25 protein-coding genes, 1 tRNA gene and 1 pseudogene are annotated in these 25,441 nt (G+C 60.9%); 10 read left to right on the top strand and 17 right to left on the bottom strand.

The genetic code is table 11. The features are described from left to right. Window positions 1-7: 7 nt before the first annotated feature. Window positions 8-1,693 (bottom strand): FAD-dependent oxidoreductase, encoded by a 1,686-nt coding sequence (locus tag ACZIRK_RS07770; RefSeq protein WP_463327128.1) that lies wholly within the window; start codon window positions 1,691-1,693, stop codon window positions 8-10. 62 nt (window positions 1,694-1,755) lie between these two features. Further along, window positions 1,756-1,953: a hypothetical protein gene (locus tag ACZIRK_RS07765; protein ID WP_130227592.1), complete on the bottom strand. Its 198-nt coding sequence runs from the start codon at window positions 1,951-1,953 to the stop codon at window positions 1,756-1,758. A 297-nt stretch (window positions 1,954-2,250) separates the two neighbouring features. On the opposite strand from ACZIRK_RS07765, the gene ACZIRK_RS07760 reads away from it, so the two are divergent. Further along, window positions 2,251-2,325: transfer RNA gene (locus ACZIRK_RS07760), tRNA-Thr, on the top strand. A 183-nt stretch (window positions 2,326-2,508) separates the two neighbouring features. Here ACZIRK_RS07760 and ACZIRK_RS07755 read toward each other — a convergent pair. Next, the gene (locus tag ACZIRK_RS07755; RefSeq protein ID WP_130227593.1) at window positions 2,509-2,952 is read right to left on the bottom strand and encodes a universal stress protein; all 444 of its coding nucleotides are present in this window, start codon (window positions 2,950-2,952) and stop codon (window positions 2,509-2,511) included. An 895-nt stretch (window positions 2,953-3,847) separates the two neighbouring features. Between ACZIRK_RS07755 and ACZIRK_RS07750 the strand changes: the two genes are divergently transcribed. Then, window positions 3,848-4,006: a hypothetical protein gene (locus tag ACZIRK_RS07750; RefSeq protein ID WP_165435343.1), complete on the top strand. Its 159-nt coding sequence runs from the start codon at window positions 3,848-3,850 to the stop codon at window positions 4,004-4,006. A 480-nt stretch (window positions 4,007-4,486) separates the two neighbouring features. Here ACZIRK_RS07750 and ACZIRK_RS07745 read toward each other — a convergent pair whose 3' ends face one another. Beyond that, on the bottom strand, window positions 4,487-5,530 hold the full coding sequence (locus tag ACZIRK_RS07745) for a calcium-binding protein (protein WP_245474851.1): 1,044 nt from the start codon (window positions 5,528-5,530) through the stop codon (window positions 4,487-4,489). Between ACZIRK_RS07745 and ACZIRK_RS07740 the strand changes: the two genes are divergently transcribed. Continuing rightward, complete coding sequence (locus tag ACZIRK_RS07740) at window positions 5,495-6,166, top strand: hypothetical protein (RefSeq protein ID WP_463327127.1); 672 nt, start codon at window positions 5,495-5,497, stop codon at window positions 6,164-6,166. The two genes, ACZIRK_RS07745 and ACZIRK_RS07740, sit on opposite strands and share 36 nt — an antisense overlap. A gap of 1,354 nt (window positions 6,167-7,520) precedes the next feature. Continuing rightward, window positions 7,521-7,625, top strand: a pseudogene (locus ACZIRK_RS07735) (winged helix-turn-helix domain-containing protein); the annotation flags it as partial. Between the two features lie 81 nt (window positions 7,626-7,706). Here ACZIRK_RS07735 and ACZIRK_RS07730 read toward each other — a convergent pair. Both ACZIRK_RS07730 and ACZIRK_RS07725 read right to left on the bottom strand, forming a co-directional pair. After that, window positions 7,707-8,315, bottom strand: coding sequence for a hypothetical protein (locus ACZIRK_RS07730; protein WP_028164415.1), 609 nt, complete (start codon window positions 8,313-8,315; stop codon window positions 7,707-7,709). Window positions 8,316-8,445: 130 nt separating this feature from the next. Further along, window positions 8,446-9,219, bottom strand: a complete 774-nt coding sequence (locus ACZIRK_RS07725) for an SDR family oxidoreductase (protein WP_130227595.1) — start codon at window positions 9,217-9,219, stop codon at window positions 8,446-8,448. A 203-nt stretch (window positions 9,220-9,422) separates the two neighbouring features. Here ACZIRK_RS07725 and ACZIRK_RS07720 point away from each other — a divergent pair, with 203 nt between their 5' ends. Continuing rightward, window positions 9,423-10,301 (top strand): helix-turn-helix domain-containing protein, encoded by an 879-nt coding sequence (locus tag ACZIRK_RS07720; protein WP_463327126.1) that lies wholly within the window; start codon window positions 9,423-9,425, stop codon window positions 10,299-10,301. Between the two features lie 75 nt (window positions 10,302-10,376). On the opposite strand, the gene ACZIRK_RS07715 is transcribed toward ACZIRK_RS07720, so the two are convergent. From ACZIRK_RS07715 to ACZIRK_RS07690, 6 genes are all read right to left on the bottom strand, one after another. Beyond that, on the bottom strand, window positions 10,377-11,024 hold the full coding sequence (locus ACZIRK_RS07715; protein ID WP_349645098.1) for a hypothetical protein: 648 nt from the start codon (window positions 11,022-11,024) through the stop codon (window positions 10,377-10,379). Further along, window positions 11,021-11,509 carry a c-type cytochrome gene (locus tag ACZIRK_RS07710; RefSeq protein WP_051396781.1) on the bottom strand — a complete coding sequence of 163 codons (489 nt, stop codon included), beginning with the start codon at window positions 11,507-11,509 and terminating at the stop codon, window positions 11,021-11,023. Before ACZIRK_RS07710 ends, ACZIRK_RS07715 begins: the two co-directional genes overlap by 4 nt. Window positions 11,510-11,641: 132 nt before the next feature. Continuing rightward, window positions 11,642-13,354 (bottom strand): PQQ-dependent dehydrogenase, methanol/ethanol family, encoded by a 1,713-nt coding sequence (locus tag ACZIRK_RS07705; protein ID WP_463327163.1) that lies wholly within the window; start codon window positions 13,352-13,354, stop codon window positions 11,642-11,644. Further along, entirely contained in the window at window positions 13,351-13,545 is a 195-nt protein-coding gene (locus tag ACZIRK_RS07700; protein ID WP_165435341.1) for a hypothetical protein, read from the bottom strand. Before ACZIRK_RS07700 ends, ACZIRK_RS07705 begins: the two co-directional genes overlap by 4 nt. After that, complete coding sequence (locus ACZIRK_RS07695; RefSeq protein ID WP_463327125.1) at window positions 13,542-14,009, bottom strand: copper chaperone PCu(A)C; 468 nt, start codon at window positions 14,007-14,009, stop codon at window positions 13,542-13,544. The genes ACZIRK_RS07700 and ACZIRK_RS07695 overlap by 4 nt, the downstream gene beginning before the upstream one ends. 460 nt (window positions 14,010-14,469) lie before the next feature. Next, window positions 14,470-15,447, bottom strand: a complete 978-nt coding sequence (locus ACZIRK_RS07690) for a Bug family tripartite tricarboxylate transporter substrate binding protein (RefSeq protein WP_130227599.1) — start codon at window positions 15,445-15,447, stop codon at window positions 14,470-14,472. Window positions 15,448-15,466: 19 nt separating this feature from the next. On the opposite strand from ACZIRK_RS07690, the gene ACZIRK_RS07685 reads away from it, so the two are divergent. Together ACZIRK_RS07685 and ACZIRK_RS07680 are read left to right on the top strand one after the other, a co-directional pair. Further along, on the top strand, window positions 15,467-15,898 hold the full coding sequence (locus ACZIRK_RS07685; protein ID WP_463327124.1) for an integrase core domain-containing protein: 432 nt from the start codon (window positions 15,467-15,469) through the stop codon (window positions 15,896-15,898). A gap of 149 nt (window positions 15,899-16,047) precedes the next feature. Next, a complete protein-coding gene (locus ACZIRK_RS07680) occupies window positions 16,048-16,491 on the top strand; it encodes a hypothetical protein (protein ID WP_130227601.1) in 444 nt (147 codons plus the stop codon). 467 nt (window positions 16,492-16,958) lie between these two features. Here the strand turns inward: ACZIRK_RS07680 and ACZIRK_RS07675 are convergent, their stop codons facing one another. Beyond that, window positions 16,959-18,539, bottom strand: coding sequence for a porin (locus tag ACZIRK_RS07675; RefSeq protein ID WP_130227602.1), 1,581 nt, complete (start codon window positions 18,537-18,539; stop codon window positions 16,959-16,961). Between the two features lie 370 nt (window positions 18,540-18,909). On the opposite strand from ACZIRK_RS07675, the gene ACZIRK_RS07670 reads away from it, so the two are divergent. Beyond that, on the top strand, window positions 18,910-19,392 hold the full coding sequence (locus ACZIRK_RS07670; RefSeq protein ID WP_130227603.1) for a MarR family winged helix-turn-helix transcriptional regulator: 483 nt from the start codon (window positions 18,910-18,912) through the stop codon (window positions 19,390-19,392). Window positions 19,393-19,469: 77 nt separating this feature from the next. Here the strand turns inward: ACZIRK_RS07670 and ACZIRK_RS07665 are convergent, their stop codons facing one another. From ACZIRK_RS07665 to ACZIRK_RS07655, 3 genes are all read right to left on the bottom strand, one after another. Further along, window positions 19,470-20,597 carry an alpha/beta hydrolase family protein gene (locus tag ACZIRK_RS07665; protein ID WP_130227604.1) on the bottom strand — a complete coding sequence of 376 codons (1,128 nt, stop codon included), beginning with the start codon at window positions 20,595-20,597 and terminating at the stop codon, window positions 19,470-19,472. 548 nt (window positions 20,598-21,145) lie between these two features. Next, window positions 21,146-21,802 carry a pyridoxamine 5'-phosphate oxidase family protein gene (locus ACZIRK_RS07660; protein WP_130227605.1) on the bottom strand — a complete coding sequence of 219 codons (657 nt, stop codon included), beginning with the start codon at window positions 21,800-21,802 and terminating at the stop codon, window positions 21,146-21,148. Between the two features lie 8 nt (window positions 21,803-21,810). Then, window positions 21,811-22,911 (bottom strand): Ldh family oxidoreductase, encoded by a 1,101-nt coding sequence (locus ACZIRK_RS07655; protein WP_130227606.1) that lies wholly within the window; start codon window positions 22,909-22,911, stop codon window positions 21,811-21,813. 212 nt (window positions 22,912-23,123) lie between these two features. On the opposite strand from ACZIRK_RS07655, the gene ACZIRK_RS07650 reads away from it, so the two are divergent. Beyond that, window positions 23,124-24,347 (top strand): ABC transporter substrate-binding protein, encoded by a 1,224-nt coding sequence (locus tag ACZIRK_RS07650; protein ID WP_245474850.1) that lies wholly within the window; start codon window positions 23,124-23,126, stop codon window positions 24,345-24,347. Window positions 24,348-24,471: 124 nt separating this feature from the next. Continuing rightward, window positions 24,472-25,077: a helix-turn-helix domain-containing protein gene (locus ACZIRK_RS07645; protein ID WP_130227607.1), complete on the top strand. Its 606-nt coding sequence runs from the start codon at window positions 24,472-24,474 to the stop codon at window positions 25,075-25,077. A 98-nt stretch (window positions 25,078-25,175) separates the two neighbouring features. Here ACZIRK_RS07645 and ACZIRK_RS07640 read toward each other — a convergent pair whose 3' ends face one another. Further along, a complete protein-coding gene (locus ACZIRK_RS07640; protein ID WP_463327123.1) occupies window positions 25,176-25,376 on the bottom strand; it encodes a hypothetical protein in 201 nt (66 codons plus the stop codon). Window positions 25,377-25,441 lie beyond the last annotated feature (65 nt).

The following is a 25,441-nucleotide window of genomic DNA, read 5'->3' as shown; positions in this document are numbered from 1 at the left end:
CTCTTTCCTAAGCCGTGGAAGTGGCGTTGTCGGCGAGGAAGCCGTGCAGCGCCGCCACGACCTGCGCGCCCTCGCCGATCGCGCCGCCGACGCGCTTGACCGATCCGGAGCGGACGTCGCCAACGGCGAACACGCCGGGCACCGTGGTTTCCAGCACTTGTCCCAGCCCGTTCTGGCCGGTGAGCACGAAGCCTCCGCGGTCGACCTTGACGCCGCAGCCCTCGAGCCACCCGGTCGCGGGATCGGCGCCGACGAACAGGAACACGTTGTTGACGTCGAGCGTGTGCTGCTCCGGCGCCAGGCGGCTCTTCCAGCGCGCGCGTTGGAGCGTAGCGTCCTCGCCGCCTTCCAGCGCTGTGATCTCGGTGTTGAACATCAGTTCGATGTTCGGCGTCGCCTCGATGCGTTCAATCAAATAGCGTGACATGCTGGCCCCGAGGCCGCCGCCGCGGATCATCATGTAGACCTTGCGCACATGGCCCGACAGGAACACTGCGGCCTGGCCAGCCGAATTGCCGCCGCCGACCAGCACCACGTCCTGCCCCGCACACAGCTTGGCCTCGATCGGCGAGGCCCAGTACCAGACGCCGCGGCCCTCGAAGGCCTCGAGGTTCTCGATGCTCGGCCGGCGATAGCGCGCCCCGCTCGCCACCACGATCGATCTTGCACGCAAGCTGTGCCCGCATTCGGTCGCGATCGAGAACAGGCCGTCCCGCTTGGAGCAGTCGAGCGATCTGACGGAAACCGGGATCAGGATATCGGCGCCGAATTTCTGCGCCTGGTTGAAGGCGCGGCCGGCAAGCGCCTGGCCGGAAATGCCGGTCGGAAAGCCCAGATAATTCTCGATACGGGCGCTGGCGCCGGCCTGACCGCCAAAGGCGCGCGAATCGAGCACCGCGACCGACAGGCCTTCGGACGCCGCGTAGACGGCGGTGGCGAGCCCGGCCGGCCCGCTGCCGACAACGGCAACGTCATAGAGCTTGTCATGGGCGTGGTCGCCGATCATGCCCATCGCCATTGCAAGCGCGGTCTCGGATGGATTACGCAGCACGTTGCCGTTGGGGCAGACGACCAGCGGCAGTTCGGCGCGCGTGGCCGAATAACGCGCGATCAGGTCGGCCGCGTCCTTGTCGGTTGAAGGATCGACCACGTGATAGGGCTGGCCGTTGCGCGCCAGGAAATTCTGCAACTGCGCGATCTTTCCGAGCGACGGCGGGCCGATCAGCACGGGGCCGCCGACGCCGCCCTGGATCAGGTTGACGCGACGCAGGATCAGCGCGCGCATGATGCGCTCGCCGAGATCGGCTTCGGCCACCAACAGCGCCCGCAATCTTTCCGGCGGGATCAAGAGCGTCTCGACATCGCCTTCGGCATGGCCGTCGACCAGCGCGGGCCGGCCGGAGAGCTGGGCAATCTCGGCCAGGAATTGTCCCGGCCCCTGATCAATCACCGGCGTGACATGGCCGAGGCCATCGCGCTGGGTGATCGCGACCGTGCCCGAAAGCACCACGAACATCCCCGGTCCCGGCTTGCCGGTCTCGAACAGCGCTTCGCCGTCCCTATAGTGCCTGACCTCGCCGAACCGGCGCATGCGCTCGATCTCATGCTCGGTCAGGGTCGGAAAGGTCTGCTCGTGCCGCGGAAACGCGAGGGACCTCGCGCTGATCGGATTCGCCATCGCTTCTGCAGCCATCTCAGCAACTCACTCCTCTTACCAAAACACGGGCGCACCACCTGCCCATCAGTTGGGACCGGCTAGCGATCCGGCTCGCCGCCGCTCGCGTCATCTAGTCGGCCCTCGGCCGTTTCGGAAGATGCAGGACCGCTACGCCCGCGCGCCTGCGATTTCCGCCGCTTGAGGTTTTCGCGCAGCGCGAGCTTGAGGCGATGCTGTCTTGATTCGCTCGATGCGATCGCGCTCTGCCGCTCCTGCCTGTCCTTCTCGTCCTGCATGTTGCATCCGTCTTTCAAACTTGCATGACAATAGACCAGGCGCCGAGGGACATGCACCGGTCGATCGGGGAGGTGGGCTCCCCCGGTCTTCTGTGAGGTGGCAGGATGAACCGGCCAAAGCCACACTCCCGAGCACGCCCCCGGGGAACCGAAGCGCGCCGGATTGGCCGAATTTCGACCGGACGAAGCGTTTTTGCGAGCCGCCTCCCGTCCCCGCGCTTGCGCCGGAGGGGGCCTTGTGGCAAGAACCGCCGCGCCCGGAGGCGCCAACTAGGCCGATTCTTTATTCCCGGGCATGCTGCCGTAGCTCAGTGGTAGAGCACTCCCTTGGTAAGGGAGAGGTCGACAGTTCAATCCTGTCCGGCAGCACCAGATAAATACACCAAATCAATGACTTAGCGAATCATCTCCGAGATTATTTGGCCCGGAAGATAGCAGAAATCTTCGGCTCGATCAGAGCATTGCCGGTGTTGCCCCGAGGCGGACATCGGGTTTGCCGGCGAAGCCCAGCCAAGGAGCCGGCTTCACCACACCCTGCACCATCATTTATGTCTGTTACCGCACGACCAACACCGGCACGCTTCCGTCCGCCAGGACCTCCGATGTTTGGCTCCCCAACCATAGCTTCCTGAGGCCGCGACGCCCATGAGAGGCCATAACGATCAAGTCGCAGCCTCTGGACTTTGCTGTGTCGATAATCGCAGTGGCTGGGTGCGCATTCGGAGCATGCAAGAGTTCTGCGGATATCCCGACCTGCTCCGCCACGGCCCGCGCTTCATCGAGCGCTTTGCCCGCACGTTCCTTGCAGGCTGCGTCAAAGCTATCAAACATTTCCTGCGCGGGAATCCATCCCCCGTGCCCGCTCCCGATCGGCAGAGGCTCCGTCACCGCGATGACTGTCACTTTAGCATTCAAGGCTTTTGCTAAAGCAATCCCGTGCTCAACGCCTTTTCTCGCGACATCCGATCCATCCGTGCTCAAGAGAATATTGGCGTACATTTGGGGGCTCCCTTGCTCGTCGAACATTTTCCCTAAGGTCGGCGCGGCTTGATCCGCGCTATCAGATCCGGGCACACGGGATAAACCAGCCGTCGGTTGAAGCCGACCGCATCCCTATCGAAGACGACCCGCTCGCACCAGCCGCGGCCTCGCAAATACGTGGTGCATTTGTGCTATCTGGTTAGTGGGTCAGTTTGTAGCAGTGTCCGCCGCCCCTGTGCCTGACGCGCGCGCGACACTTATCCAGCGTCGAAAATGAGCAGTCAGGCTGTCCTGCGGCTTTCGCTCCCCTTAACTGCGCACAGAACGTGGCAGCATTGGCAGGGTCTTGAGGACAAAGAACGAAGCCCATCGAGAGAAGCGTCATGATAGCAATAAGTGCTAGCGTTGAACGCGACATATCAAGCCTCCCTATGAGGTTTTGCCCACGCGGCAAGCACACGCGTCATCACAGCACGTTGGTCCGGAGCAGCGGCGGCGCCGCTCCGGACCAACGACACCGCTTTGAGCGGCTTGGGGCACGCCAGAAGCAGCGCAAGCTGGTGTAACGGCGCTCGCCGCGGGTCTTCAAGTAGAAGAAACCCGCCCTTCTCGACGGAAAAAGTCCCTAGAGCGCCGGTTGCTATGCAAACCGGTGTCCCCCTCGGATCAAGCCCGAGGGCATGCTTCGCTCGAAAACGGTCCAGCCCAAGACTGATCGTATTTTTGCGACTGATCGTATTTTGCGCCCTGGGGAGCACCGCACAATATATCAACGGCTGGTCGCGCGTTGAGGGGAGAAATGATGGACCTCACTCAAATCATCGGCTTCGTGGCGGATTCGGGACAACCTTCGCAGATCTGCCCGACCTCATTGCGATGCTGAATCGGCGCTCCAGCGTCGGCATGACCCCGAATGGCAGCCATCATGGGCACTTTTCAAATTCTCTGGGTGATCTATGGCGTATCGATCGGCTCAAAGAACATCGTCATGTGGAATGTGATCGCGGTCGCGACCAATTACCTTACCGTTGGGGCATACATGTACTTTCGTCGCCACGAAGCGCGATCGTGATATCGGATTGCGGGCTGAGCCGCGCGAAGCGACGCTACCTCATGTCCTGACGGCGTCGACCATGTGGGCGATGAGAAGGCCAACGCTGAGGACCGTCAGGCAAACAATTACAGCTTGAAACAACATCGGTGCGAATTCCGGTGGGGCCGAGGACCTCATATAGTCCTCAAACGTCGGCGGCTTTTGGTCGTCCCGATGGCGCCTTGGTGTTCACGCGATTACAAATTTGCAAGGGTCGCGTTTCCAAGGTCGCGTTTGCAACGATCACGCCGCTTCTTCGACGTGGACGGGCATCCGGCCTCCGCAATCGTTGGCCGTCGGCGCCCTTGGCAGCCATCGGTAATGAGAACGCCCAGCAATTCTCCCGCCCTGCTCGAGCGCACGGCTGCGATTGAGCCGGCGATGTCTGCTCATCAAGGTACGAGCAGACATCGCGATGGCCCGCAGGCCGTTTTTCCGAAAATGGACCGCGCCAGCCAGCTAGGCGAACCAAAAATCACTTGCGCTGAGGTTCTGAACGCCCGCGATGGTGACGTCATTATTGGCATCAAAGTGAATGACGGTGTTTCCACCGGTCACCTGGATATTCAAGTCGCCAAAATCGTGGATGTTGTTCGCCGCCAAGGCCGTGAGATCGATCTTGTCCCGCCCGGTTTGGAAATCGGCCGTGTCATGCCCGTTCTGGGCGGCAAAGACGAACGTATCCGCGCCGCGCTCACCAAGCATATTGTCGTTTCCGATGCCGCTCGTGAGCCTGTCGTTGCCATCGCCGCCATCGAGGACGTTTCCTGACCCGCCAATGACCGTAAGCTGATCGTTGCCTGCACCACCGTTGAGGAAGCTCGATCCGAGCGAACCTGGCGCAACAGTTGCCGTCAGGACATCATTTCCAGCGCCGCCATCCAGGCGGTTCTCGGCAACAGAGTTGTCCATAACCCCGGGAATGGGAGTTGCCGAAAGAAACGCGGTGAGTTGGTCATCTCCGGCCCCGCCATTCAGGACATTCGCGACATTGTAGAGCTCCCCCCCGGGAGAACCAAGCCTCCCGCCGGCTACCGCGTCGAGATGTGCCGTGAGGCTGTCGTTTCCGCTACCGCCCTCGAGTTGATTGAGTGCGCGAACGGCTTCACCAAGCGCGGTGGAGTTCGCAATCAAGGTGTCATTGCCTCTCCCGCCGTCCAGATAATTCGTGAGATCCGTAACGGCGTTCTCCCCATCGGTAGAATGAGTCGCCTCGAGGGTGTCATTGCCGTCATCGCCCCAAAGCTGGTTGATGCCGACCGGCGTGCTGCTATTTGAGTCCGTCAGATTGAAAGCGCGCAATATGTCGTCGCCCCGACCGCCGTGAAGCTCATTTGTCACCAGGTCGGTGGAATTGGATTGTCCTATAGCGGCCGCGTCCAGCACGTCGTTGCCGTCACCACCGAAGAGCACGTTGCTGGCGCTGCTGTTGAGCCCAGAGAATTCTGTTTCGGCACGAGCCGTGATGTGGTCATCGCCGGAGCCACCGTCGACGGTGTTCATGACGATACTATCTCCGAAGGCGTTGTGGCCATCCGCAAGGGCATGAATGGTATCATCGCCGCTTCCGCCGAACACGTGGGTGCTGACGGTTACAGTTTCGAAGACCCGAGGCGCCACATTTGCTGTGGCGTTGATAACGTCGTTTCCGCTGCCGCCATCGAGGAGCACATCTGCGGTCTTCTCGGTGCTCTGAGGCGTGCTCTCACCCTGAAGAGTGACCGTCCCATCGAGGTGGTCATTGCCCGTTCCGCCGAACTGAATGGCAAGTCCGTGCAAATCGCCCTGCGGCACGACAACATTGGTTGTCAAAGTGTCATCGCCGCGACCGCCGATCAACGCGGTCCGGTTGAATGCGCTGCTCAAATGATCATCGCCGGCAAGGCCCAACACAATGCCGCCGTCAGCCTGTGCGGCAAGGACATCGTCGTGGCGGGTGCCGATGATCAAATTGTTGACGCGATCGATGAGGGAAAGCCAATCGAAGGCCCGGGAATCTGGAAAAAACCCTTCAGTTCCCAACAATTGCTGGGCGGCCTGGCTCTTGATGGAATTCGCCATATTTTCCTCCTTGGCACCTGGATAATGATGTCGATCAAATTCGAGCAACGAAATCGCATTCCGCAAAATGCGGAATAAATGACAATTAAATGACGGGATTGTGCGCTGCGCCCGCCCGCAAATTCAGGCCGCGTATTCGGCGGCCACGGGCGACCTCTCGATTATCCTCCTACGTCGCTCTTGCCGTTGCGGCTTCCGCGGTCGCCGGAAGCAAAATCGCCGCGAGTTTTCAGGAAATCGCGCCGATCAGAAGCGGATTGGGATTCGACCATGGGGTCTCTTCTGAGTTGAGCATCCAAATCTCTTTCTTACAGAATGAAACGAACCCATCGAATTAAATCCACCAAACTACAAAATATTAAATCAGAAGTTGCGCGACACCTAATCACATTTAATTCGCGCCGTGTGGTGCGACAATATATCCGGAGTCGTCAGACTGGAGCGGTTCCCACTTGTTTTCGCGACCGCGCTTCGCCACGGAACGAGTTCGTTCGCAACGTCAGGGATGGCGCTGCGGCTCAGGTGAGCGGAAACCCGCGTGGCCGGGGCCGCTTGAATCCGCGGGGAAGCAGCCGGTGATGAGATTGAAGAGAAATCTTCAGCTCGTGCGCCTTTGCGATGACGCCACTCGGAGATCGATGCAGCATCCGCGCGATGCTCTGTGCGGGGTAATCGCGACGCGCCATTCGCTTGAGATCGTCGACGTCCAGGTCAGACCAACGGCGTCCCATGATCCCTCGAGATAATCTCTTGAATACGGATCGAAACGAGCAATTGATTGGATGGGCTTCGCGGACCAGATCGGGAAATGCTTGAGACGCTGAAAATGTACCGGGCGCCGGTTTCTTTGACAGTGCTAACACCGCGGCGGCTCCCGTTCTTCCCCGGAAAACTACGGCATTCGCGTGCGGAAAGGTGAAGCAGTTCGGCGGGGGTGGCCGCTTCGGCGGTGCTGCGCCCTTGCGCTCAGCGGAGCCGCCCTGACTTGGCCGGCTTGATCGTTCGAAGCGTGTTGCGGTTCGTCATCAACCGAAATCCGTCCATGAACTCAACGAGGCACCGGTTCTTGTTGCCGCGGACCAGTACGCGGCAACCTTGGCCCTTCCGCGCTTGATCGCGGCCGCGATAGATATGTGTCAGCACCTTGTTGGACAGCACGATTGCCCTACCTTTCGTGCGAGGTTCACAGAACGGCCCTGGCCGGGGCGACGGGACCTTCAGGGGGCTCCGGAAAAATGCGCTAGGGTTTGGCGCCGAATGGTAGTTCCAGGGATGTGCCTTTTTAACCTACCTTTTCGGGTATAAACGCGAAGCGCGATATCGGGCCGTGCACACGATAGGACGAAGCCAAGCGCTGAAGCGGCCGCTGCCGGATGACATTCTGAAGATCGTCATGCGGGGCCCCGCTACGCGGATGTAGATCTCCGCACCAGTGCACGCAAGCGATGACGTCTTTGATCGACGCATTGATGTTCAGGTGAAGCGCTTGCGACGCGAACTGGAGGCTGATCCCTTCTCGCCGAAGATGATCCTGACTCACAGAGGAGTTGATGCCTATTGCGTGCGACGTGGAGCGATCCGAACAGCCGCGGTGCGCCATGCCGCCGCGTCGACCGGCTCAGTTCGGACCCATCACGTCGAACAAACTCACGACCCAGATAATCTGGATTGCCAGCGCAGAGGCGACGAACGAGACGTGGTACCGTTCGGAAGCCGAAAGCAGCGCCCCTATTGTCCCGCCGATCAGCAGGCTCTGCCTCACCGGATAATACCAGCCGTAGAATTGCTTGTAGTAATTCGCGCCTTTCAGGAGCGTGTCGAAGACATCGATCGAAAATAGAATCAAAACGAGAACGTAGAATACCCTCCTGCGATCCCAGAAATACTCCTTCAGCCCCTCATGTTCACCGATGTTATCCGGAAAGATCATCGCGGACAGCATCACGAACACCACCGCGTAGCAGATGATGAGAAAATAGCTCTCGAACGTCCACCGCTCGATCCTGGACAGCGCGAATTCGAACCACCAGAAGTGGATGATGGCGAGGAACAGGAAGATAGCCCATCCAATATGGAGGAGGTTGATCCTCTCCTTGCCGGGGTGCTGAATGAACCGCGTTACACCGCTGACGAGCCGGGCAAGGCTGATGCCCAGGATCATTCCGACGATGATACGGATGTGGACGAAGATCTCATGGCTCTGATGCAGGTCATTGTAGCCATCCATCGGAGTGCCCCCCGGTTGACGTCACAATGAGCCTCAGGCTCTGACGGCATGTGACAACGTGCCAGGAACCCTGGCACGTTCCGATCAGTTCGAACTGCGACGCCAACCAGGGATCTGGCTGGCGGACGCCTCACTTCGTGGTGTAGCCGCCGTTGACGAGAATGGTCTGACCCGTCATCCACCAACCGTCAGACACCATGAAGCGAATCCAGGGCACGATGTCCTGGATATCGGTGAGACCCGTCCTGGTCAACTTCGACAGGGCTGCCGCGGTCTTGTGATAGGCGACCGCATCGGCGCCTTCGGCCGGATAGAAGAAGGGCGTGTCCATCGGACCGGGGCCGATCGCCGTCACCGAAATGCCCCGGGCGCCGAACTCCTTGGCCCCGGCCCGCGTAAAGTGTTCGACCGGCGCTTTCATGCCAGCATAGGCCGCATAGAACGGCGTGAACGCACCCAGCAGCGACGTCACCAGAGTGCAGATCTTGCCGTTATCGTTAAGCGTCTTGCCCGCCTCTTTGAGGAAGAAGAAGGCGGACTTCGCATTCACTGCGCTCATCTCGTCGAATTCTGTTTCGGTGATCTCGGCCATCGGCTTCTTGAGCACCTTGCCGTTGGTATTGACGGCGATGTCTGGCTTGCCGATGGCGGCAACGGTTTCGGCGAACAGCTTCTCGACGGCAGCGGCGGTCGTGAGGTCGCCTTGAAAGGCCACGGCCTTGGCGCCGGCAGCATTGATGGCTTTTACCGTCTCGTCGGCGGCTGGTTTGGTTGCAGCGCTATTGTAGTGAATGGCGACGGCTTTCGCGCCGTGCATGGCAAGGTCTCGGGCGAGCAGGCCGCCGAGATTCTTCGCACCGCCGGCGATGATGACAGTCTTACCCTCGATGCTGTGATCAGTCATATTTTCTCTCCTTGTACCAAGTCTATCCCTTGCCCGATGATCGATGCCATTTCATCAACCAGGCGCGCCCCACGTGATGAAACTGGGTGGTATTTCGACAACCTGATCACTTTCTGCTAGCGTGCCGTCGACTGATCGAGCGAGTGCTTGCGTCGTGGACGAGGTCGGCGGCATCCGCCGAAGTGATGTTGTGGAGGAAGGACTTGCCAGCGTTGCTAGCTTGCGTTCCCGACGCCTGGGGTCCCAAGTTCGACACCGAAAGCGGCGCGGTCACACGAACGCGGACTGGCCCGAACGAAATCGCCTTCAAGGCGCCGGCGCATATGGCACTGGTGATGTTGACGCCGCAACCCAATCGCGAAATCGCTCTCAACAGCAGCCGGAAGACGGCGACGCTGGCGCCGGTCGGGACGATCGAGGTGGTGCCGGCCGAGGCTGACCTGTTCGCGCGTTGGTGCGTCACGAAGGAGAACCTGCTCATCGCGCACGACCAACACCGTCTGGCTGAGCTCGCCGGAGCCGAGTTTCAGAACAAGGATTTCGAGTTCCGGCCACCCAAACCCGGCTTCGTCGACCAACAGGCGCTGCAGCTCGCCAATCTGATCCGCGCCGAATTCCAGCACGGCGAAGCCGCGAACGACCTCTGTCTTGACGCGTTGATCACGCTGTTTGGCACTCACCTCTTGCGCAGCTATTCGTCGTTCAGCGACCAGCCGCGCCGTTTGCGCAGCGGCGGTCTTTCACCAAGGGCATGGCGCGCCGTGACGGACTACATCCACGCCAATCTGTCGGAGAGCCTGTCCGTCGGTCGCCTTGCCGAAGTGGCCGGACTTTCACCGAGCCATTTCCTGCGCGCCTTCCGGCAATCGTCCGGCCAGGCACCCCACCAATATGTCGTCACGCAGAGGCTTGCCCTTGTCGAGCGGCTTACCAAGACGACCGATATGCCTTTCGCCGCGGTGGCGAAAGCCGCCGGCTTTTCCAGCAACAGCCATATGACCGCAACCATGAAACGGACGTGGGGCGCCACGCCGAACAACCTTCGGCGCGAGGAAAGACGGCTCGGTATGGAGCCTGAGTGAAGCGGAAACGCTTTAGATTCTTGTTTCGACGCGTTTTCTTCACGCGAACCGGTATCCACTTCGCTCGAAAACGCTCTATTCCTTGGCGCGCAGGATGCTGATCCGCGTTTCGTCGACGAAGCTCTTGGTGTCCTGATCGGGCCGGCGGAACAGGTTGCGTTCGACGACGAGTGAGCGACCGCCGATGGTCTTGGTGCAGCGTTCCTTGAGGTAGACGCCGCCGACCGGCTGGTCTCCGGAATCCGGCTGACCTTCGGTGCAGGCCCAGCCCTCGGCGCCATAGCGCGACTTGGCCTGCAGCCCGAGCAGGAATGCCTTCTTCCGGATATAGAGACGCGCCTTCGGATCGGTCTCGATCAGCAATCCGGAAACATGCCCGCTATCGTCGATCAACAGGGTGAGAAGCGCCGGATGGCCCGCCACCATCGTGCCGTCCCGGCTGGTCATGGGATCATATCCAAACCGGACTGCCCGCGCCCCGCTGGCGCCGGCAGGACAGTCGCGCCAGTCTTTCCAGCCGGTCAGCGTATGTCTTGGATCCGTCGCACAGTAGAGGTCTACATAGCCTGATTCCGCGAGTTCGTTCACGGCCATGCCGAGGCGGATGTCGCGCAGGTCATTGCCGCCGAATTCTTCCGTCCGGGCCGAAGAATTGGCGAACGCGACCGCCTGCCAGGCGAGCAGGACGCTGAGGATTGCACAAAGCTTCAACCTGATCGTCACTGGCTCTTCCCCGTGCTGGCCGTCGCATCATCCTGCTTCTTGTAGATGTCGCAGACCCGCGACGTGCTCGAGAAGAAGGTGACGCATTCCGCATAAGTCGGCTCGCCGGCGCCCTTGATATGCGCAAGCACATAGTCGGCGACCGCCTCGATATCCTTCTGCCGCAGGAACGTTCCGGCCTCAGGCGGCATGTGGCCGCCTGCCTCCTCGCGGTTCATGCCATAACACTTCACCTCATCATAGGCGCCGCGCACGAAGAACGGCATGCCTGTAGAGGGCCGCCCGCAACTGACGGTTTCAATGATTTGCTCACGCGTCAGCACGGTCTTGCGCAGCGACAGCGCATCGCCACCGTAACCGCCGCCGCCATTGCCGTGCCATTTGTGGCAACCCATGCAATTGGCCTTGCTGAACACCGCCTTGCCGGCATTGGTCGGATCCGAAGCCGTCGCCTGCGCCGACTGGCCGAAAGCTGCGGCTGGCATCGAAAGAGTCAGGGCGACGACACTCGTAAGCAGCACGCGTGCCGCCGCCGGGGATGCGTTGAAGATCATCATGACGTCTCTTGTTGACGAAACGGGAGGGCCCGACATTGCGGGCCCTCCATGGTTGGAAAGTCAGAGCGCGAACACGTAGAGCATCGATCCCGGCTGGATCTTCTTCAGCTCGGGCGTCGAATCGATGAACCACTTGTCCCAGGCGCCGCCGAGACCGACGAGGATGGCGAGATACTGCTTGCCATCGACCGTGAAGGTCATCGGCGGTGCGTTGACGCCGCCTCCGGTGTTGAACTCCCAGAGCTTCTGCAGCGACTTGGCATCAAGCGCCATCACTTCGCCGGACGGCTGGCCGCTGAAGACGAGATCAGGGGTTGCAAGAATGCCGCCCAGATTGGGGAACGGCGTTTCCATCTTGCCCGCGATCTTGCCGGTGGTGACGTCGATCGCGGTGACGCTGCCCGTGATCTTGAACGGCTGGCTCGGACCACCGCCGGTCCAGAACTCACGCGGCTTCAGCTTGTCGGGCGTAGCGACCTCGACCTTGATCCGGTTGCAGCTCTCGATGACAGGGATGTACCAGAGCTTCAGGTCCGGATTGTAGGCGGTCGGCGGCCAGTTCTTGCCGCCCATGTTGCCGGGGCAGATGTCGGTTTCCATGTTGGTGCGGCTCGGCGTCACCGAGGCGACGTAAGTCTGCACCGCCTTGTTCGGATCGTACTCGATCGGCTTGCCGGTCTCCGCATCGAGCCCCTTGGTCCATGTGACCTTCTTGACGAACGGAAGGCCCCAGATGAACTTGCCGGTGGTGCGATCGATCGCATAGGCGAAGCCGTTACGGTCGGCCTCGAGCGCGAGCTTGCGCGGTCCGCTGGGTCCGGGGATATCGACCAGCACATTCTCCGCCACGCTGTCATAGTCGTAAGGGTCGTTCGGCGTGTGCTGATAGTGCCACTTGATTTTGCCGGTGTTGGCATCGAGGGCCAGCGAGCTGTCGGTGTAGAGATTGTCGCCCGGCCGATACTCGTTGTCCCAGTCCGGTCCCGGATTGCCGACGCCCCAGATGATGGTGTCGGTCGACGGATCGTAGCTGCCGGTCACCCAGGTCGAACCGCCGCCGGCGGCGGCCGCGTTGTTGCTGTCCTTCCAGGTATCGCTGCCCGGCTCGCCCTTGCCCGGAATCGTGTGCGTGCGCCAGAGTTCCTTTTGGGTGTTGAGATCGGTCGCGGCGATCCAGCCGCGGATGCCGTATTCCGCGCCGGCCACGCCTGTTATCGCCATGTTCTTGACGATCAGGGGCGCGCCGGTGATGACCTCGCCCTTGTCAGGATCGGCGACGGTGCGTTGCCAGGCGACCTGACCGGTCTCCTTGTTGGTCGCGATCAGCCGGCCGTCCAGCGTGTGGGAAATGACGAGATTGCCCCACAAGGCGACGCCGCGGTTGTCGACGCCGCAGCAGGCGACGGCACCGGCCCAGTCACGGTCGGTCTTGGGATCCATCTTCCAGACCAACTGGCCGCGGCCGCCATGCGCGTCGATCTTGTAGACCGAGCCCCATCCATCGGTGACGTAGAGGAAGCCGTTTTCGGCGATCGGCGTGCCTTCGAGGCCGCCATGGCTCCAGATGCCGCCGGGCTCGATGCCGCCGAGATGCATGGTCCAGGCGACCTTCAGGTTCTTGACGGTATCGCGGTTGATCTCCTTGAGGGAGGAGAACCGGTGCGCGGAGTAGTTCTGGTGATGATGAAGCCAGTTGCCCGGTTCCTTGTCGACGTTGAGCAGCCGTTCCTGGTTGACCTCGTCAGCAGCGAAAGCTGGCAATGCCGCCATCATGCCTCCGGCGGCGACTGCTGCAGCGAGCAGACCCGCTCGCCTGGTGATTCTTCTTGCGTGACCTGAAAATCGCTCCATGAGCAAATGCCCTCCTTTGGCAAGTTCATGTTGGATCGAGCGTCCGGCACATCCGAACCGCTCAGTCGAGAAGCCTCATTCAGCGGGCTCACCTTGCCCGTTGTCGCGATCACGGCGTTCGTGAAACCTCCACCTCCGTTTCCTTGGTTCCGGCTTTCTGGAAGACGACGGCGCATGTGAACTTCTCGCCGTCGACAAGCTTCTGCCGCGTCTGCAGCAGCATCACGTGATATCCGTCGCGCTTGAGCTCGGTGGTCTTGTTTTCCGGAATCGGAATCGACTTGATCTCGCGCATGGCCGGCGCACCCTCGCCACGATGGACGGTGTGCTTTTCGGAGAAGTTCGCGAACGGACAGCGGACCCGCAGTATCGCGTCGGGCTCGGTCGCATCGTTCCTGATCGTCATCAGTAGCGGGAGATTAATGCCGATCTCGTCGGCTGCGGGCACGCGGGCGTTGGTCACCTGCAGCGCAACATCCGCTGCGGCGGCACCGGGTGTCAGCCAAGTTCCGACGGCAACCAACCCAATCGCAAGGATTCCCGAACTGCGGGACAACGATGTCGCTATGGCGATCATCGGCTAGGTCCTGGCGGAAGCGTGATCCTGCGCGTGCCCTGTCGGCAGCAAGCGACAGGTGATGGATGCCCAAACGAAACACTTCGTCCGACTCATCGGCGCATTCCTCCCAAGATCATTCTTTTTTCTTAGCGAGCGACGTTACGCTCGTTGCAAAAACAAATCATCCCAAAATATGGCGATGAGAGGACCGATGTCTGGAAAAGGATTCCAATGAATGATGCACTTCACGCTTTTCATTCCAACGATGCGCACAGAGACACGGCGCGATCGTGCCTGCGCGCGAGGCAGGTGTTCGTGAGTGCTCAACCAGCGCGGTGCAAGCGCACTGGTACATTGGATTCCAAGTGGGCCATGATGGCCCTGAAGCGACCCAGTACGTGTCGATCAAGCTTTGCTCAAATCACTCGAAGACTTCATTGCACCGCAACAGCCGTGGCCGGCAAAAGCGTTGTGATCCTCATTCTCCTTTGAGGCCGGCGTCGCGGATCAACTGGCCCCATTTGCTCGTTTCCGCGTCGATGAACGTGCCGAACTCCGCGGCCGTGCTGCCGCGGACTTCCAGCCCCTGGCCGAACAGCTTTTGCTTCACGTCGGGATCGGCAAGGATGCGGACGATCTTGTCCTGCAGACGATCCACGATGGAGCGCGGCGTGGCCGCCGGCGCCATGAAGCCGTACCAGCCGGCCGCGATCACGTTAGGCAGACCTTGCTCACGCAAGGTGGGAGCGTCCGGATAGATCGGGCTGCGATCGACTGACGCCACACCCAGCACACGGAACTTGCCGCTTTGGATATAAGGCAAGGCCGTGCTGATCGCGGTCAACGTGGCATCGACGCGGCCGGCCAGCAATTCCGTGTAAGACATCGCATCGCCGCGGAACGGAACGTTGAGGCCCTTGACGCCTGCATCCCTGAACAACAACTCGGCCGCCAGATGGGGTTGGGAGCCGGCGCCTGGAGAGGCGAAGGTAAGCCCGTTGGGCTGCTTTTTGCCGTAGGCGATCAGGTCCTGCAGGTTCTTGAACGGCGCCTCCGCACTGGTGATCAGGAACAACGGCGCGATGACCGCCATCGCCACCGGCTGCAGGTCCTTGCGGTCATAACCCAGTTTTCCGAACAGCGCCTCGGCCGTCGCATAGGGCGCCGCGGCGTAAAGAAAGGTGTAGCCATCAGGCGTGGCGCGCGCGACCGCTTCGTTGGCGAGGCGCGTGCCCGCGCCCGGCCTGTTCTCGACAATGCATTGCTGGCCGAGCTGTCGCTCGAGCTGCTCGGTCAGGATGCGCAGCGAGATGTCGTTGGCGCCGCCTGCCCCATACGGCGATACAAACCGCACAAGACGCGAAGGCCAGGCGCCCTGTGCGAACGCCCGGGAACCGCAGCCTGCAGCGAAGCAAGCCGCGACGCTGCCCAGCAGAGTTCGGCGTGTGACTTTCATGAATGCCTCCCTTTCGTTGTTGCGGGCCGAGGTCCTGACCTCGAAAAAAGCCCTGCCGGTCATGTTCAAGACCTTGAAGATGATCAACACCCTCAAGGTGACCTACCGGGTTCAGTTCGCCGAAATCCTCTCCGACAACGGCGCCGAGTTCGCCTCCCGGAACACGCCCGACGAGCACCCCTTCGAGGCCATGCTGCTCGAACTCGGCATCAAGCATCGCTACACTAGGCCCTACCGCCCGCAAACCAATGGCAAGGTCGAACGCTTCTGGCGAACGTTGGACGACGACGTCATCGACGGCGCAACCTTCGACAACCTCGACCGCTTCGCAAACGAGCTCTTCGAATATCTGATCTACTACAACAACTTCAGGCCGCATCAGGCCCTGGGCGGCAAAACACCCAAGGAATTTGCTGAGGCCCAGACCCAAACCATTCGATCAGCGAATTAGTGAACATGCACAGCAATGACGACGTCGTGTGGGATTGGCCCTGTCTTTCGACGAGACGACAGCGGTGCAACGCGCGACCAGCGACGAAATAACGACGACGGAGCGAGCGTCGCGCCCAGCCAACGCGGGAATCAACACAAGGCAAATGAATGGTCGGCCGGTTTTTCCTATTCGCAGCCTGGTGCGCGCTGCTCTGGTGCCTGCAGGTCGCCCCTGGGCTTTCGCGCGATGCCGGTGCGGAAGCGGATGACATTGTCTGGACGGCGATCATTCCCGACGCTTTCCCGCACTACGTCTACACGTGGCGCATGAGTCCGGACGGCAGCTACCGCGAGGACGGGCGCGATGCCGCAAGCGGCAGGCCGATCCAGGCCACGCTTTCCGGACACTGGAGGCGCGATGGGGCGCACATGGTTCTGCGGCAGGAGGGCTACCCCTTCGTCTTCGACGGGCTGGTGGTCGGGAATGGCTATGCGGGCACGCTGCGTCTCAACGGCCGCCCCTTTTCCCGCTTCTGCGCCATCAAGGGCGAGAAGCCGCCCGAGCGCTGCGGCAGCGAGGCCGGCGTTGCGATGATGCAAAGGCAGGATTGATCGGACGATCGCGCCACAATCGTCGGAGCTTCGGTCGACCACCGCCGATACCCGAATCAGGCCGAATCAGTTGGAGCCGGGTGCGGAGCCCTGCCGCGATCGCCGTAATGAAAAACCTCCGGCAGGGCATTGCCGGAGGTTTCGGAGGTTTAGCATTAAGAGGTTCTGTCTCAGCGAGACCTAACGGGCCGGCCATGCTGCGCCGACTTAAGTCCTTACTACCTTAGAAAATTACCTGAGTAAATCATATTTTTTTGATGTGCACTATGCCGAAGCTACGGAGGTGGCGAATGGCGAAGTGTGATGGAATGCGCGATGCCCGCTCGCATTCCCTACTCCTTGCTCCCTACTCCCTATTCGCTATTCGCTATTCGCTATTCGCTATTCGCCACTGACCACTCACGCAAAGAAAAATCCCCGGCAGTTGCCCGCCGGGGATTCTCTAGAGATGCTTCAGATCGAGCGGATCAGAAGTTGCGCTGAACGCGGAGGTTCAGGCTGTACGTATCCTGATCCTTGTATTCGTAAAGCGTGGCCGGCTTCGGAGCGGGCACGGCGAGAACGGCACCACCAGAGAACTTCTGGTCGAGGTGGAACCACATGAATTCGGCCGAGAACGTCAGGTTCTTGACCGGGGTCCAGCGGGTGACCGTACCGAGCTGCGACACGGCGAAGTCCGGGTTGCAGCTATAGTCCGCAGTGACGACCTTGGTGCCGGTGTAGTTGGCGCAGATGAACGCCTTGGCGGTGTTGTCGTAGCTCACGGCGGCGTAGCTGCCGAACACGCTGGTCGACCAGTAGGGATCCCAGTTGTGGTTGAACGCACCACGGATACCCCAAGCCTTGGTCAGGTGGATCGAACCATCGCCACCGAACGCGGTCGGAAGATACACACCGTCAGTGGTCGCACCAAAGCCGACGCTCTGATAGGCACCGAGCCGGCTCGTGCTGCCGAACATCGCAAAGCTCGGCGAGGCCGACGAAGTCGAGATGACCTGCTTGGTGTTGCCGACGGCGTAAGTGGCGTCGATCTTGAAGTCGTCGCCGGGGCCGGTCGGGATGTTCTTGATCTGCAACGCAGCCATCACCGCACCACCCCACTTGGTGTCAGGGTGACCGGACAGTTCCGAAGCACCGGTCGGAGCCGCACCCGGCAGACCGACGCCACCGGCAGGAGCCGCAGCGGTGTTCAGCACGTTGTAGGAGCCGCTGACTTCATGCGCCGAAGCCGAAATCTGGAATAGACCCCAAGCCTGATCGATGCGGATGTTACCGACGATGTCGGGCGCATGCACGCCGGCATAGGCGTTGGAGATACCACCGGTCGCGGAGAGAGGCAGCGACAGGTTGGCAACCACGGTGCGGTTGAAGACGGTCGGATCATCGAGGCCGATGGTGCCCGAAATGCCGTTGCCGAACTGCGCGGTGTACTGGATGTTGTTCACGCCGGTGACGGTGTCATGACCGCCGAGCAGGAACGACGAGTTGTTGCCCGGATAGCCGTTCCAAGGCGTCGCGAATGCGGACGAGGACTTACCGAAGGTGAAGCCCGCGAACTGGATGAACGCATACTCGACCGCGACATAGCCGCCGCCCGGCGTGTGCAGCAGGTTGGCACCTGCGACCGGCAGGCTCTGGTTGATCGAGTTCGGGTTGTAGGTGTTGTTGCCCAGCGTATCGAACTGGAAGTCGGCCTGACCGAAGGTGCGGACGACGCCATATTCCGTTGCTGTGCGGGTATCGACCGTCAACGCCATACGAGAGCGGGCGGAGAAGTAGTCTTGATACCGGTTGCGCTGACCCGCATCACCGTTCCAGGCCGGCCCGTCGTAGATGCCGCCGTTGAACGTGGTGTCGACACGCAGATAACCACCGATCTTCATGCAGGTATCGGTGCCCGGGATGTACCAGAAACCGGCACCGTAGAGCGAACAAACCTTCACGTACTCGACCGCTTTGGCCTTGACGGGAAGATCGGCCGCCTGTGCCCCGCCCACGGCGAGCAGAGCCGCCGCTGAGCCGAGGATAAGGCTCTTTGCCACCTTCATTGTTAACCTCCAAGTAAGTGCTATGCACGAACCCCCGTGCAAAGCGGATTAGACTGCCCTCGAAAAAAACGTTGAAGATCAACGCATCTCTCAAGCCGGTGGACTGATGAGAACCACCTGAGACGAGACGGTCGGGTGCCCCCCTCCGTCGGAATGAAAGTTATGCATGTGCTATTTAGATAATCAAATTAGTTTACTCACTCATATATTGATTGCCAACGCGATGTGTCTTTTCGGCAACTGAGCGCGCCGCTACCGAAGGACCACCTGTTGCCAAATTTCCCGTGCGAATTGACATATATAACTGATTACCGGTGTCGTTTCCGCCGCACATCCGCTATGGAGTCTGAAGGGGGTGAGTACAGTGCCCATGGATGAGTCCGCCACCAAGAGCGAGAATGTCATTCGGCGATTCGCCTGGGAGATCGCGGCGATCAGCGTTCATCTCGAGGAGATTCGCTACTTCTGGGCCAAGAAGCTCGGAATCAGCGGACCGCAATGGATGATGATCGTGGCGCTTGCCGATCTCGATCAGGGCGACGGCGTGCCGGTCAACGCTGTGTCAAAAATGCTGCATGTCGATCCGTCGTTCGTCACGACCCAATCGAAGCTTCTGGAGAAGAAAGGCTTTGTCCGTCGCAAGCCGGCGAAGGAAGACGCCCGCATCGTGAAGATGTCGCTAACCGACAAGACCTATAAGCAGCTCGCTGGCCTGACCTCGCAGCAGGAAAGCCTGAACGAGTTCATTTTCGCGGAGTTCAACCCGCGCGAGCTGGATGATCTGACCAACAAACTCGCCGCCCTCAAGAGGCGGCTGGAGAAAGCCCGCCTGAAAGTGGCGGCGGATTTTTAGAGACGCGACGTCACCCGGCCTCCGTTCATCATCTCCGAAGACGCGAAGGGCGACGGCGCGCCTGCGACTAGATCCTGTTATCCTAAAGGCTGCGCCCCGATACGGGACGCGATCCAATCGAAGATGAACTCGTTGGCGAGGGTTGGATTGTCGAAGAGCCCCTGGTCTGCCGCGGTCTCCGCGCTCTCGAAGATCTCGAGCGTAATGTCCCGGTCGGGCCGCCCTGCCCGCAACCGATCCGTCAGTTCGGTAACCCTGTCCGCTCTGAGTCCGCCGTGCCCGCTGGCGGCCACCAACAACGGACACCTGATGCTCCTCTGGATGCGCTCGGCTTCTAACTCAGGACACGGCTCAATGCCGAACGGCCTGTTCTGCGGATTCAGGAATGACCGTATATGCAGATCCCAAATGCCGCCGTCGCAAACGGCTGCGGCAAAGCGATGGTCGAAGGCGATACCGCGCGCGACAAAGGACGAACTCCAACCATCGGCGAGGATCGCGATCCGCTGCTCGTCGACATCGTCCCGGCCGACAAGGTAATCCATGATGGACGCAATGGCCCGCTGCGGGTTGTGGCGAAGCGATACCTCCTCGAACGACAGGCCGGTGCCATCGCCGAGGACGTCCACCGCAAGCAGCGCCATCCCGCGCTCCGAAGCGTGGCGCGCGAGCTTGAACAGGAACTCTTCCTTGTGATGTCCGGGCTCGCCGATACAGATGACCACCGGCGCACGATCGCCGCACAGGCGCGCCGGCAGATAATATCCCTGCAAGGTGAATTCGTTCAGCCAGGGTATCGAGACGACCTCGCCGACCGGCTCGCGGCAGTTGAGATAGTTCGCGGCGCATTCGCGCATCGATGCGATCGCTGACCGCCGCTTGTCCGGCGAAAGATCAAACGGACAGGCGGCGGTAAGATAATAATTGATGGCGCGAAGCCAGTTGCTCCTCGCCGTCGCCGGATGGCCCTGTGCGGCCGCGGATGAAGCCCGCTCGCGATTTGCCTCCGCGGCGGCTGTCCATTCCCGGTGCCAGGAATCGTCGCCATCGTCGCGGGTGAAATTGATGCGGCTGGCGGTGAGCCAGCATTCCGAAAAAGTCGCGCCGCCTTCCTGGACCGAAGCCAGTAGGCGCATGAACTCAAGCGAGAGATCCTCACGCTCAGGCCACCAGATCCGCCCTTGCGGGCTCAGATCAGAGGTCATGACCGGAACCGCTCCCACGCGGGAGAGATGATCGCGAGGACTGCGATCTCCATAATCGACTACCGGCAACAGCAATTAGCACGTCCCCCAAAAAGTCTCAGCCAGCGTCGACAGCCCAACAAGCGCATCACAAAGGGTTCATGCGCGCCGTTCGTTCCCCACTTCGCCCATCGAGAATGCGGCCCTTCTTTCGGCATAAATCACGATGCTGTCAAAGCAAATGGCGGGGTTGCTGCATTTTGCGACGGTTGCGGTCGATTGTGCTCACCCGTTCATCACCAAGAGAAGTTGCAATCTGCATCATGGCGGGCAGAGAGACAGCCAGCGTCAGCGATCCGGCGAGAATAGCCCGGCGAGTATGACGACAAGTTCGGCTACCGCGGCGTGTGTTGCCGTAGCAGCTTCGGGGGTCGATCAGCCGACAAATCAGACCGTGCAGCCGCGCGCGGCCTTGATGTGCACATCACTTTCACTCGCAGCGACCTGACCAACATCAATGCGCCGATCGTCATCGGCGCACGAAGCGACATACAGCTCGAATCACAGCTTCACCGGCCGCGGCGATAATTCCTCGCGTAGTCGGGTACGGCGATACCGGGTTTCAAGGACGAACAATTGCGCGGCTCGCCGGCGGTAAGCTGTAGCGGAATCACGCCCGACCAGGTGTCGAGCCGATAATCCTCTTCGGGATCCACCACGCCCTGATTCCTGATCTTGACCGAGGCTTCGGTCAGCGGAAACCGCATGAAGAGCGTGGCGGCAATTTCCTTCGGTTTCGGCGCACGCACCTGGTGGCCCGGGCAGATGTCCTCGATGAACGCCGCGACGAGGCGCTCCTTCTCGCCGGGATCGACGATCTTCTCGGCCGCCGCGAAAATCATGACTGAGCGGTAGTCCATGCTCATGCCAAACCCCGATCGTCCCGCAACGATCGAATCGATCAGGGTGACCGTGATGCAGGCGGGAGCGCCGGCGGCCAGCGCCGCGAGCGACTGATTGGCGGGGCTGCCATGGATGTAGGCGAAATCGCCGATCCTGACGATTGCGGTCGGAAGCACGCGCGGCGCGCCATCAACCACGACACCGACGTGACAAACCAGCGCCTCGTCGAGGATGCGATACATCACCTCGCGATCATAGACGGCACGCTCCGGATGAAGCCGGACGCGGGTGCGTTCGGTCGGCGATAATGTCGAGCCTGTCATGGCTGCCCTCACATCGCGACGGCCTGACCGGCATCCTTGCGATGCGTCAGGTGATCGCCCTCATAGGCATTCCGCTCGGCTGCTTGCTTGCCTGCGATGTAAAGCTCGATCGAGTCGTGGAGCGATTTCGGCACCAACACGCCTTCGACTTCGGTGCGCTTGCGGGCCTCGTAGCGGCGATCCGAGGGCAACCGGACGCCGTCCTGTGCCAGCATCTTGCCGAACAGCAATTCGGCATGTTCGAGCTGTTTGGCGCGATCCCCTTTCGCCATGCAACGGACCGGATCGATCGCGATCACGAGTTCTCCGCCGCACGGGGCGCCCGTATTCGCCTTGTCGCGCTCGCCGGCTTCGAAGCTGAGGACATCTCCGAGCAGCGGCCCTGCCAGCAATTCCACCATCATGGCGATGTTGGAGCCCTTGAAGCCGCCGAATGGAAGCTGCGCGCCGGCCAGCGCCTGGGCCGGATCGCGGGTCGGCGTGCCGTCCGGTCCGATAGCCCAGCCGTCGGGCAATGTCTTGCCGTCGCGAAGCCGGAGCTGGATCTCGCCGCGGGCGCTGGCGCTCGATGCCTGATCAAACACGACCGGAGGCTTGCCGTTTCGCGGCCAGGCGAATGCCATGGGGTTGGTGCCGAACAGCGGCCTTGTGCCGCCAGCCGGCGCGACATAGGGACTGGCAGCGACAAAGGCGAAGCCGACCAGGCCATGCTCCGCCAGTTGCTCGACCTCCGGCCAAAGCGCGGCGACGTTGAGCGCGTTGTTCACCGCCATCGCCGCGATCCCCATCTTCTTGGCAAGGGCGGCGAGCGGCTCGGCTCCGCGCTCCAGTGCCAGCGGCGAGAAACCGTATTTCGCATCGACCTTGATGACGGCAGGCGCAAGCATGGACAGTTCGGGCTCGGCGTCGGGCGAAGCCTGACCCGCGTGCAGCCCGTTCATGTAGAAAGGCAGCCGGAACAGGCCGTGATGGCGGCACTCGTCCCGCTCGGCCATAGTCACGGTGTTCGCAATCGCATTTGCATGCGATGCACTAAATCCTTGCGCGAGCAGCGCGGCCTTGGCCGACCTGTGCACGTCAGCCAGCGACATCCGGATGGCGTCCGACATCCTCTACCTCCTATTTTCTCTTAGCTTTCCCGGCGTGGGCGGCCGGCCCGCTTAGAGAAATGAACTTTGCATATTATGCAAATTTCGTCCAGACTATTTCGTGATCAGCAAATGCCGATAATTTAACCCTGCACAAAAGTGCATGATACGCAAAACTGACTGCAAGATTTCAGCGCGCGCCGTCCCCCGAGCGAAACCAAAGGAGAAGCAAGATGCCGTCACTGATGAAATTCCTCAGCCTTGCAGCCGTGCCGATCGGCTTGGTCCTGGCCATGCAGCAGGGCCGGGCCGCCGAACCGGTGATCTCGGACGGCTTCGTCAAGATCGGCATCATGAACGACCAGTCCGGGCTCTATGCGGATCTGGCCGGTCCGGGCTCGGTGGTTGCGGCGAAAATGGCGATCGAGGAATTCGGCGGTACGGTCCTCGGCAAGAAGATCGAGCTCGTCTCCGCCGATCATCAGAACAAGGCCGACATCGGCGCGGCAAAGGCGCGCGAATGGTTCGACCGGGATGGTGTCGACATGGTCGCCGATTTCTCGAACTCGTCGGTGGGCTTTGCCGTGCAGGCCCTGGCGAAGGACAAGGACAAGATCGCCATCATCATGGCGGCCTCTTCCGACTTCACCGGCAAGGCCTGCACCGCCACCTCGGCGCAATGGGTCTACACCAGCTATTCCAACGGCTACAGCCTCGCCAGGACGATGACCGACGCCGGCGACAAGAGCTGGTTTCTGCTGACGGTCGACTACGCATTCGGCCATGCGTTCGCCAACGATATCCGCAAGGCGGTGACCGAAGGCGGCGGCACCGTCGAAGGCGAAGTGCGCCACCCGCTCAACACCGCCGACCTCAGCTCTTATCTGCTGCAAGCGCAATCCTCGAAGGCCAAGGTGGTGGCGCTGGCAAGCGCCGGCGCCGACATGGCCAACGCAATCAAGCAGGCGGCGGAATTCGGCATCAACAAGAGCAAGACCTTCGTGGCGCCGATCGTCTTCATCACCGACATCCACGCAATGGGCCTCGCCAGCACCCAAGGCCTGCGCTTCGTCTCGGCCTTCTACTGGGACCGCAATCCGGAAACCCGCGCCTGGTCCGAAAAGTTCTTCAAGCTGCACAAAGCCATGCCGACGATGACGCAGGCCGGCGTCTATTCGGCGGTGCGCCATTATCTTCGCGCAATCGAAGCGACCGGTACCGATGAAGCAACCGCGGTGATGGCGAAGATGAAGGAGCTGCCGGTGAATGACATCTTCACCCACAATGGCAGGGTCCGCGAGGACGGGCTGCTAATGCACGACATGTACCTGATGCAGGTGAAGCAGCCCCAGGAATCCAAGGAGCCGTGGGACTATTACAATATCCTAACCACCTTGCCCGCTGACAAGGTGTTTCCGCCTTTGGAAGCGAGCGTGTGCCCGCTGATCAAGAAGTGACTTGCACATTATGATATGGCGCAAGCCGGAGCTTGCGCCATTTTTGCCGCTGATCTTGCGCCCGATGCAAATCACCTCTAGAGCAGGTCCCGGTAAGCCATCACGATAGCTTTCGGGAGGGGCCATGGATCAGGCGCGGCTGATCGCCCGGCAACTTGGAGCGCGAATTCGCAAAGCGCGCACGGATCGGAAGCTCACGCTGCAGGCGCTCGGCAACGATACCGGCCTCTCGGCGGCCTATCTCTCGCGGGTGGAGCGCGGCGAGGCGGCGATGTCGATCGCCAATGTGATCCTGATCGCGACCCGGCTGAACATGCCGCTCCGTGACCTGTTCGAGGATTCCGGCGACGTCCAGGCGCCCAAATACTATACGATCTCGCGCCGGCGCCAGCGCGAGACCTCTCCGCCGCACTCCGCCAACGGCTATGACTATCACTGGCTCTCGGGCGACCTCGCAGACCCCAAGCTCAGCGCCTTCGTGCTTGATTTTCCGGTCACCTCGGACCTCGACATCAAGCTGCTGTCCCACGAGGGCGAGGAAATCCTCTACGTGCTCGAGGGCAGGATCGAATTTCAGATCGGCGAGGAACGCTTCGTGCTCGACCAGGGCGATTGCGTCCATCTGTTCGGCGACCGACCGCATATGGGCCGCAATGCCGGGCTTGGACCGGCGCGATTATTGATGGTGGCCACGCCGCCCGATGTGATCGAGCATCATTCGGAAGCTTAGCCGTGATCCGGAAAAGTAGTTTTTCGAAAAATATCACGTTCAAATAGAAAACGAGGTCACGAGCCGATATCCGTATGGCCGGATCATGATCCAGCCGATCAATCGGCGGCAAGCGCGCAAGACACGCAAGCGACCGCAGCCAGCGACAGCTCGTAAGCCGAGCCTTTCGTGGATCGATGGGTCATCAAGAGGCCGGCCGCAATCACCACCACTGCCATATAAAACGCGAACATGGCGCCGATCCATTTCCACTCGATTCGGCAAGCGTCGGGTGTGAGGCTTTCAATCAAGCTGCGCATGATCTCCTCCTCATCAGGAATCGGCGTGCGGTATAACTTGCTTCCGCGATGCGCTATGTGATCTG

It is taken from the genome of Bradyrhizobium sp. Leo114, from assembly GCF_055229415.2.
This window is presented reverse-complemented; position numbering and strand designations above follow the sequence as displayed.

What these genes read in the sequence shown, in the direction of transcription:
- ACZIRK_RS07765 (WP_130227592.1), bottom strand. Translation starts at nt 1,953, where the DNA reads ATGCAGGACGAGAAGGACAGGCAGGAGCGGCAGAGCGCGATCGCATCG.
- ACZIRK_RS07650 (WP_245474850.1), top strand. Translation starts at nt 23,124, where the DNA reads ATGCCGTCACTGATGAAATTCCTCAGCCTTGCAGCCGTGCCGATCGGC.
- ACZIRK_RS07725 (WP_130227595.1), bottom strand. Translation starts at nt 9,219, where the DNA reads ATGACTGATCACAGCATCGAGGGTAAGACTGTCATCATCGCCGGCGGT.
- ACZIRK_RS07750 (WP_165435343.1), top strand. Translation starts at nt 3,848, where the DNA reads ATGGCAGCCATCATGGGCACTTTTCAAATTCTCTGGGTGATCTATGGC.
- ACZIRK_RS07705 (WP_463327163.1), bottom strand. Translation starts at nt 13,354, where the DNA reads ATGATGGCGGCATTGCCAGCTTTCGCTGCTGACGAGGTCAACCAGGAA.
- ACZIRK_RS07755 (WP_130227593.1), bottom strand. Translation starts at nt 2,952, where the DNA reads ATGTACGCCAATATTCTCTTGAGCACGGATGGATCGGATGTCGCGAGA.
- ACZIRK_RS07665 (WP_130227604.1), bottom strand. Translation starts at nt 20,597, where the DNA reads ATGACCTCTGATCTGAGCCCGCAAGGGCGGATCTGGTGGCCTGAGCGT.
- ACZIRK_RS07745 (WP_245474851.1), bottom strand. Translation starts at nt 5,530, where the DNA reads ATGAACACCGTCGACGGTGGCTCCGGCGATGACCACATCACGGCTCGT.
- ACZIRK_RS07645 (WP_130227607.1), top strand. Translation starts at nt 24,472, where the DNA reads ATGGATCAGGCGCGGCTGATCGCCCGGCAACTTGGAGCGCGAATTCGC.
- ACZIRK_RS07670 (WP_130227603.1), top strand. Translation starts at nt 18,910, where the DNA reads ATGGATGAGTCCGCCACCAAGAGCGAGAATGTCATTCGGCGATTCGCC.
- ACZIRK_RS07695 (WP_463327125.1), bottom strand. Translation starts at nt 14,009, where the DNA reads ATGATCGCCATAGCGACATCGTTGTCCCGCAGTTCGGGAATCCTTGCG.
- ACZIRK_RS07675 (WP_130227602.1), bottom strand. Translation starts at nt 18,539, where the DNA reads ATGAAGGTGGCAAAGAGCCTTATCCTCGGCTCAGCGGCGGCTCTGCTC.
- ACZIRK_RS07655 (WP_130227606.1), bottom strand. Translation starts at nt 22,911, where the DNA reads ATGTCGGACGCCATCCGGATGTCGCTGGCTGACGTGCACAGGTCGGCC.
- ACZIRK_RS07710 (WP_051396781.1), bottom strand. Translation starts at nt 11,509, where the DNA reads ATGCCAGCCGCAGCTTTCGGCCAGTCGGCGCAGGCGACGGCTTCGGAT.
- ACZIRK_RS07690 (WP_130227599.1), bottom strand. Translation starts at nt 15,447, where the DNA reads ATGAAAGTCACACGCCGAACTCTGCTGGGCAGCGTCGCGGCTTGCTTC.
- ACZIRK_RS07660 (WP_130227605.1), bottom strand. Translation starts at nt 21,802, where the DNA reads ATGACAGGCTCGACATTATCGCCGACCGAACGCACCCGCGTCCGGCTT.
- ACZIRK_RS07770 (WP_463327128.1), bottom strand. Translation starts at nt 1,693, where the DNA reads ATGGCTGCAGAAGCGATGGCGAATCCGATCAGCGCGAGGTCCCTCGCG.
- ACZIRK_RS07640 (WP_463327123.1), bottom strand. Translation starts at nt 25,376, where the DNA reads ATGCGCAGCTTGATTGAAAGCCTCACACCCGACGCTTGCCGAATCGAG.
- ACZIRK_RS07680 (WP_130227601.1), top strand. Translation starts at nt 16,048, where the DNA reads ATGGTCGGCCGGTTTTTCCTATTCGCAGCCTGGTGCGCGCTGCTCTGG.
- ACZIRK_RS07730 (WP_028164415.1), bottom strand. Translation starts at nt 8,315, where the DNA reads ATGGATGGCTACAATGACCTGCATCAGAGCCATGAGATCTTCGTCCAC.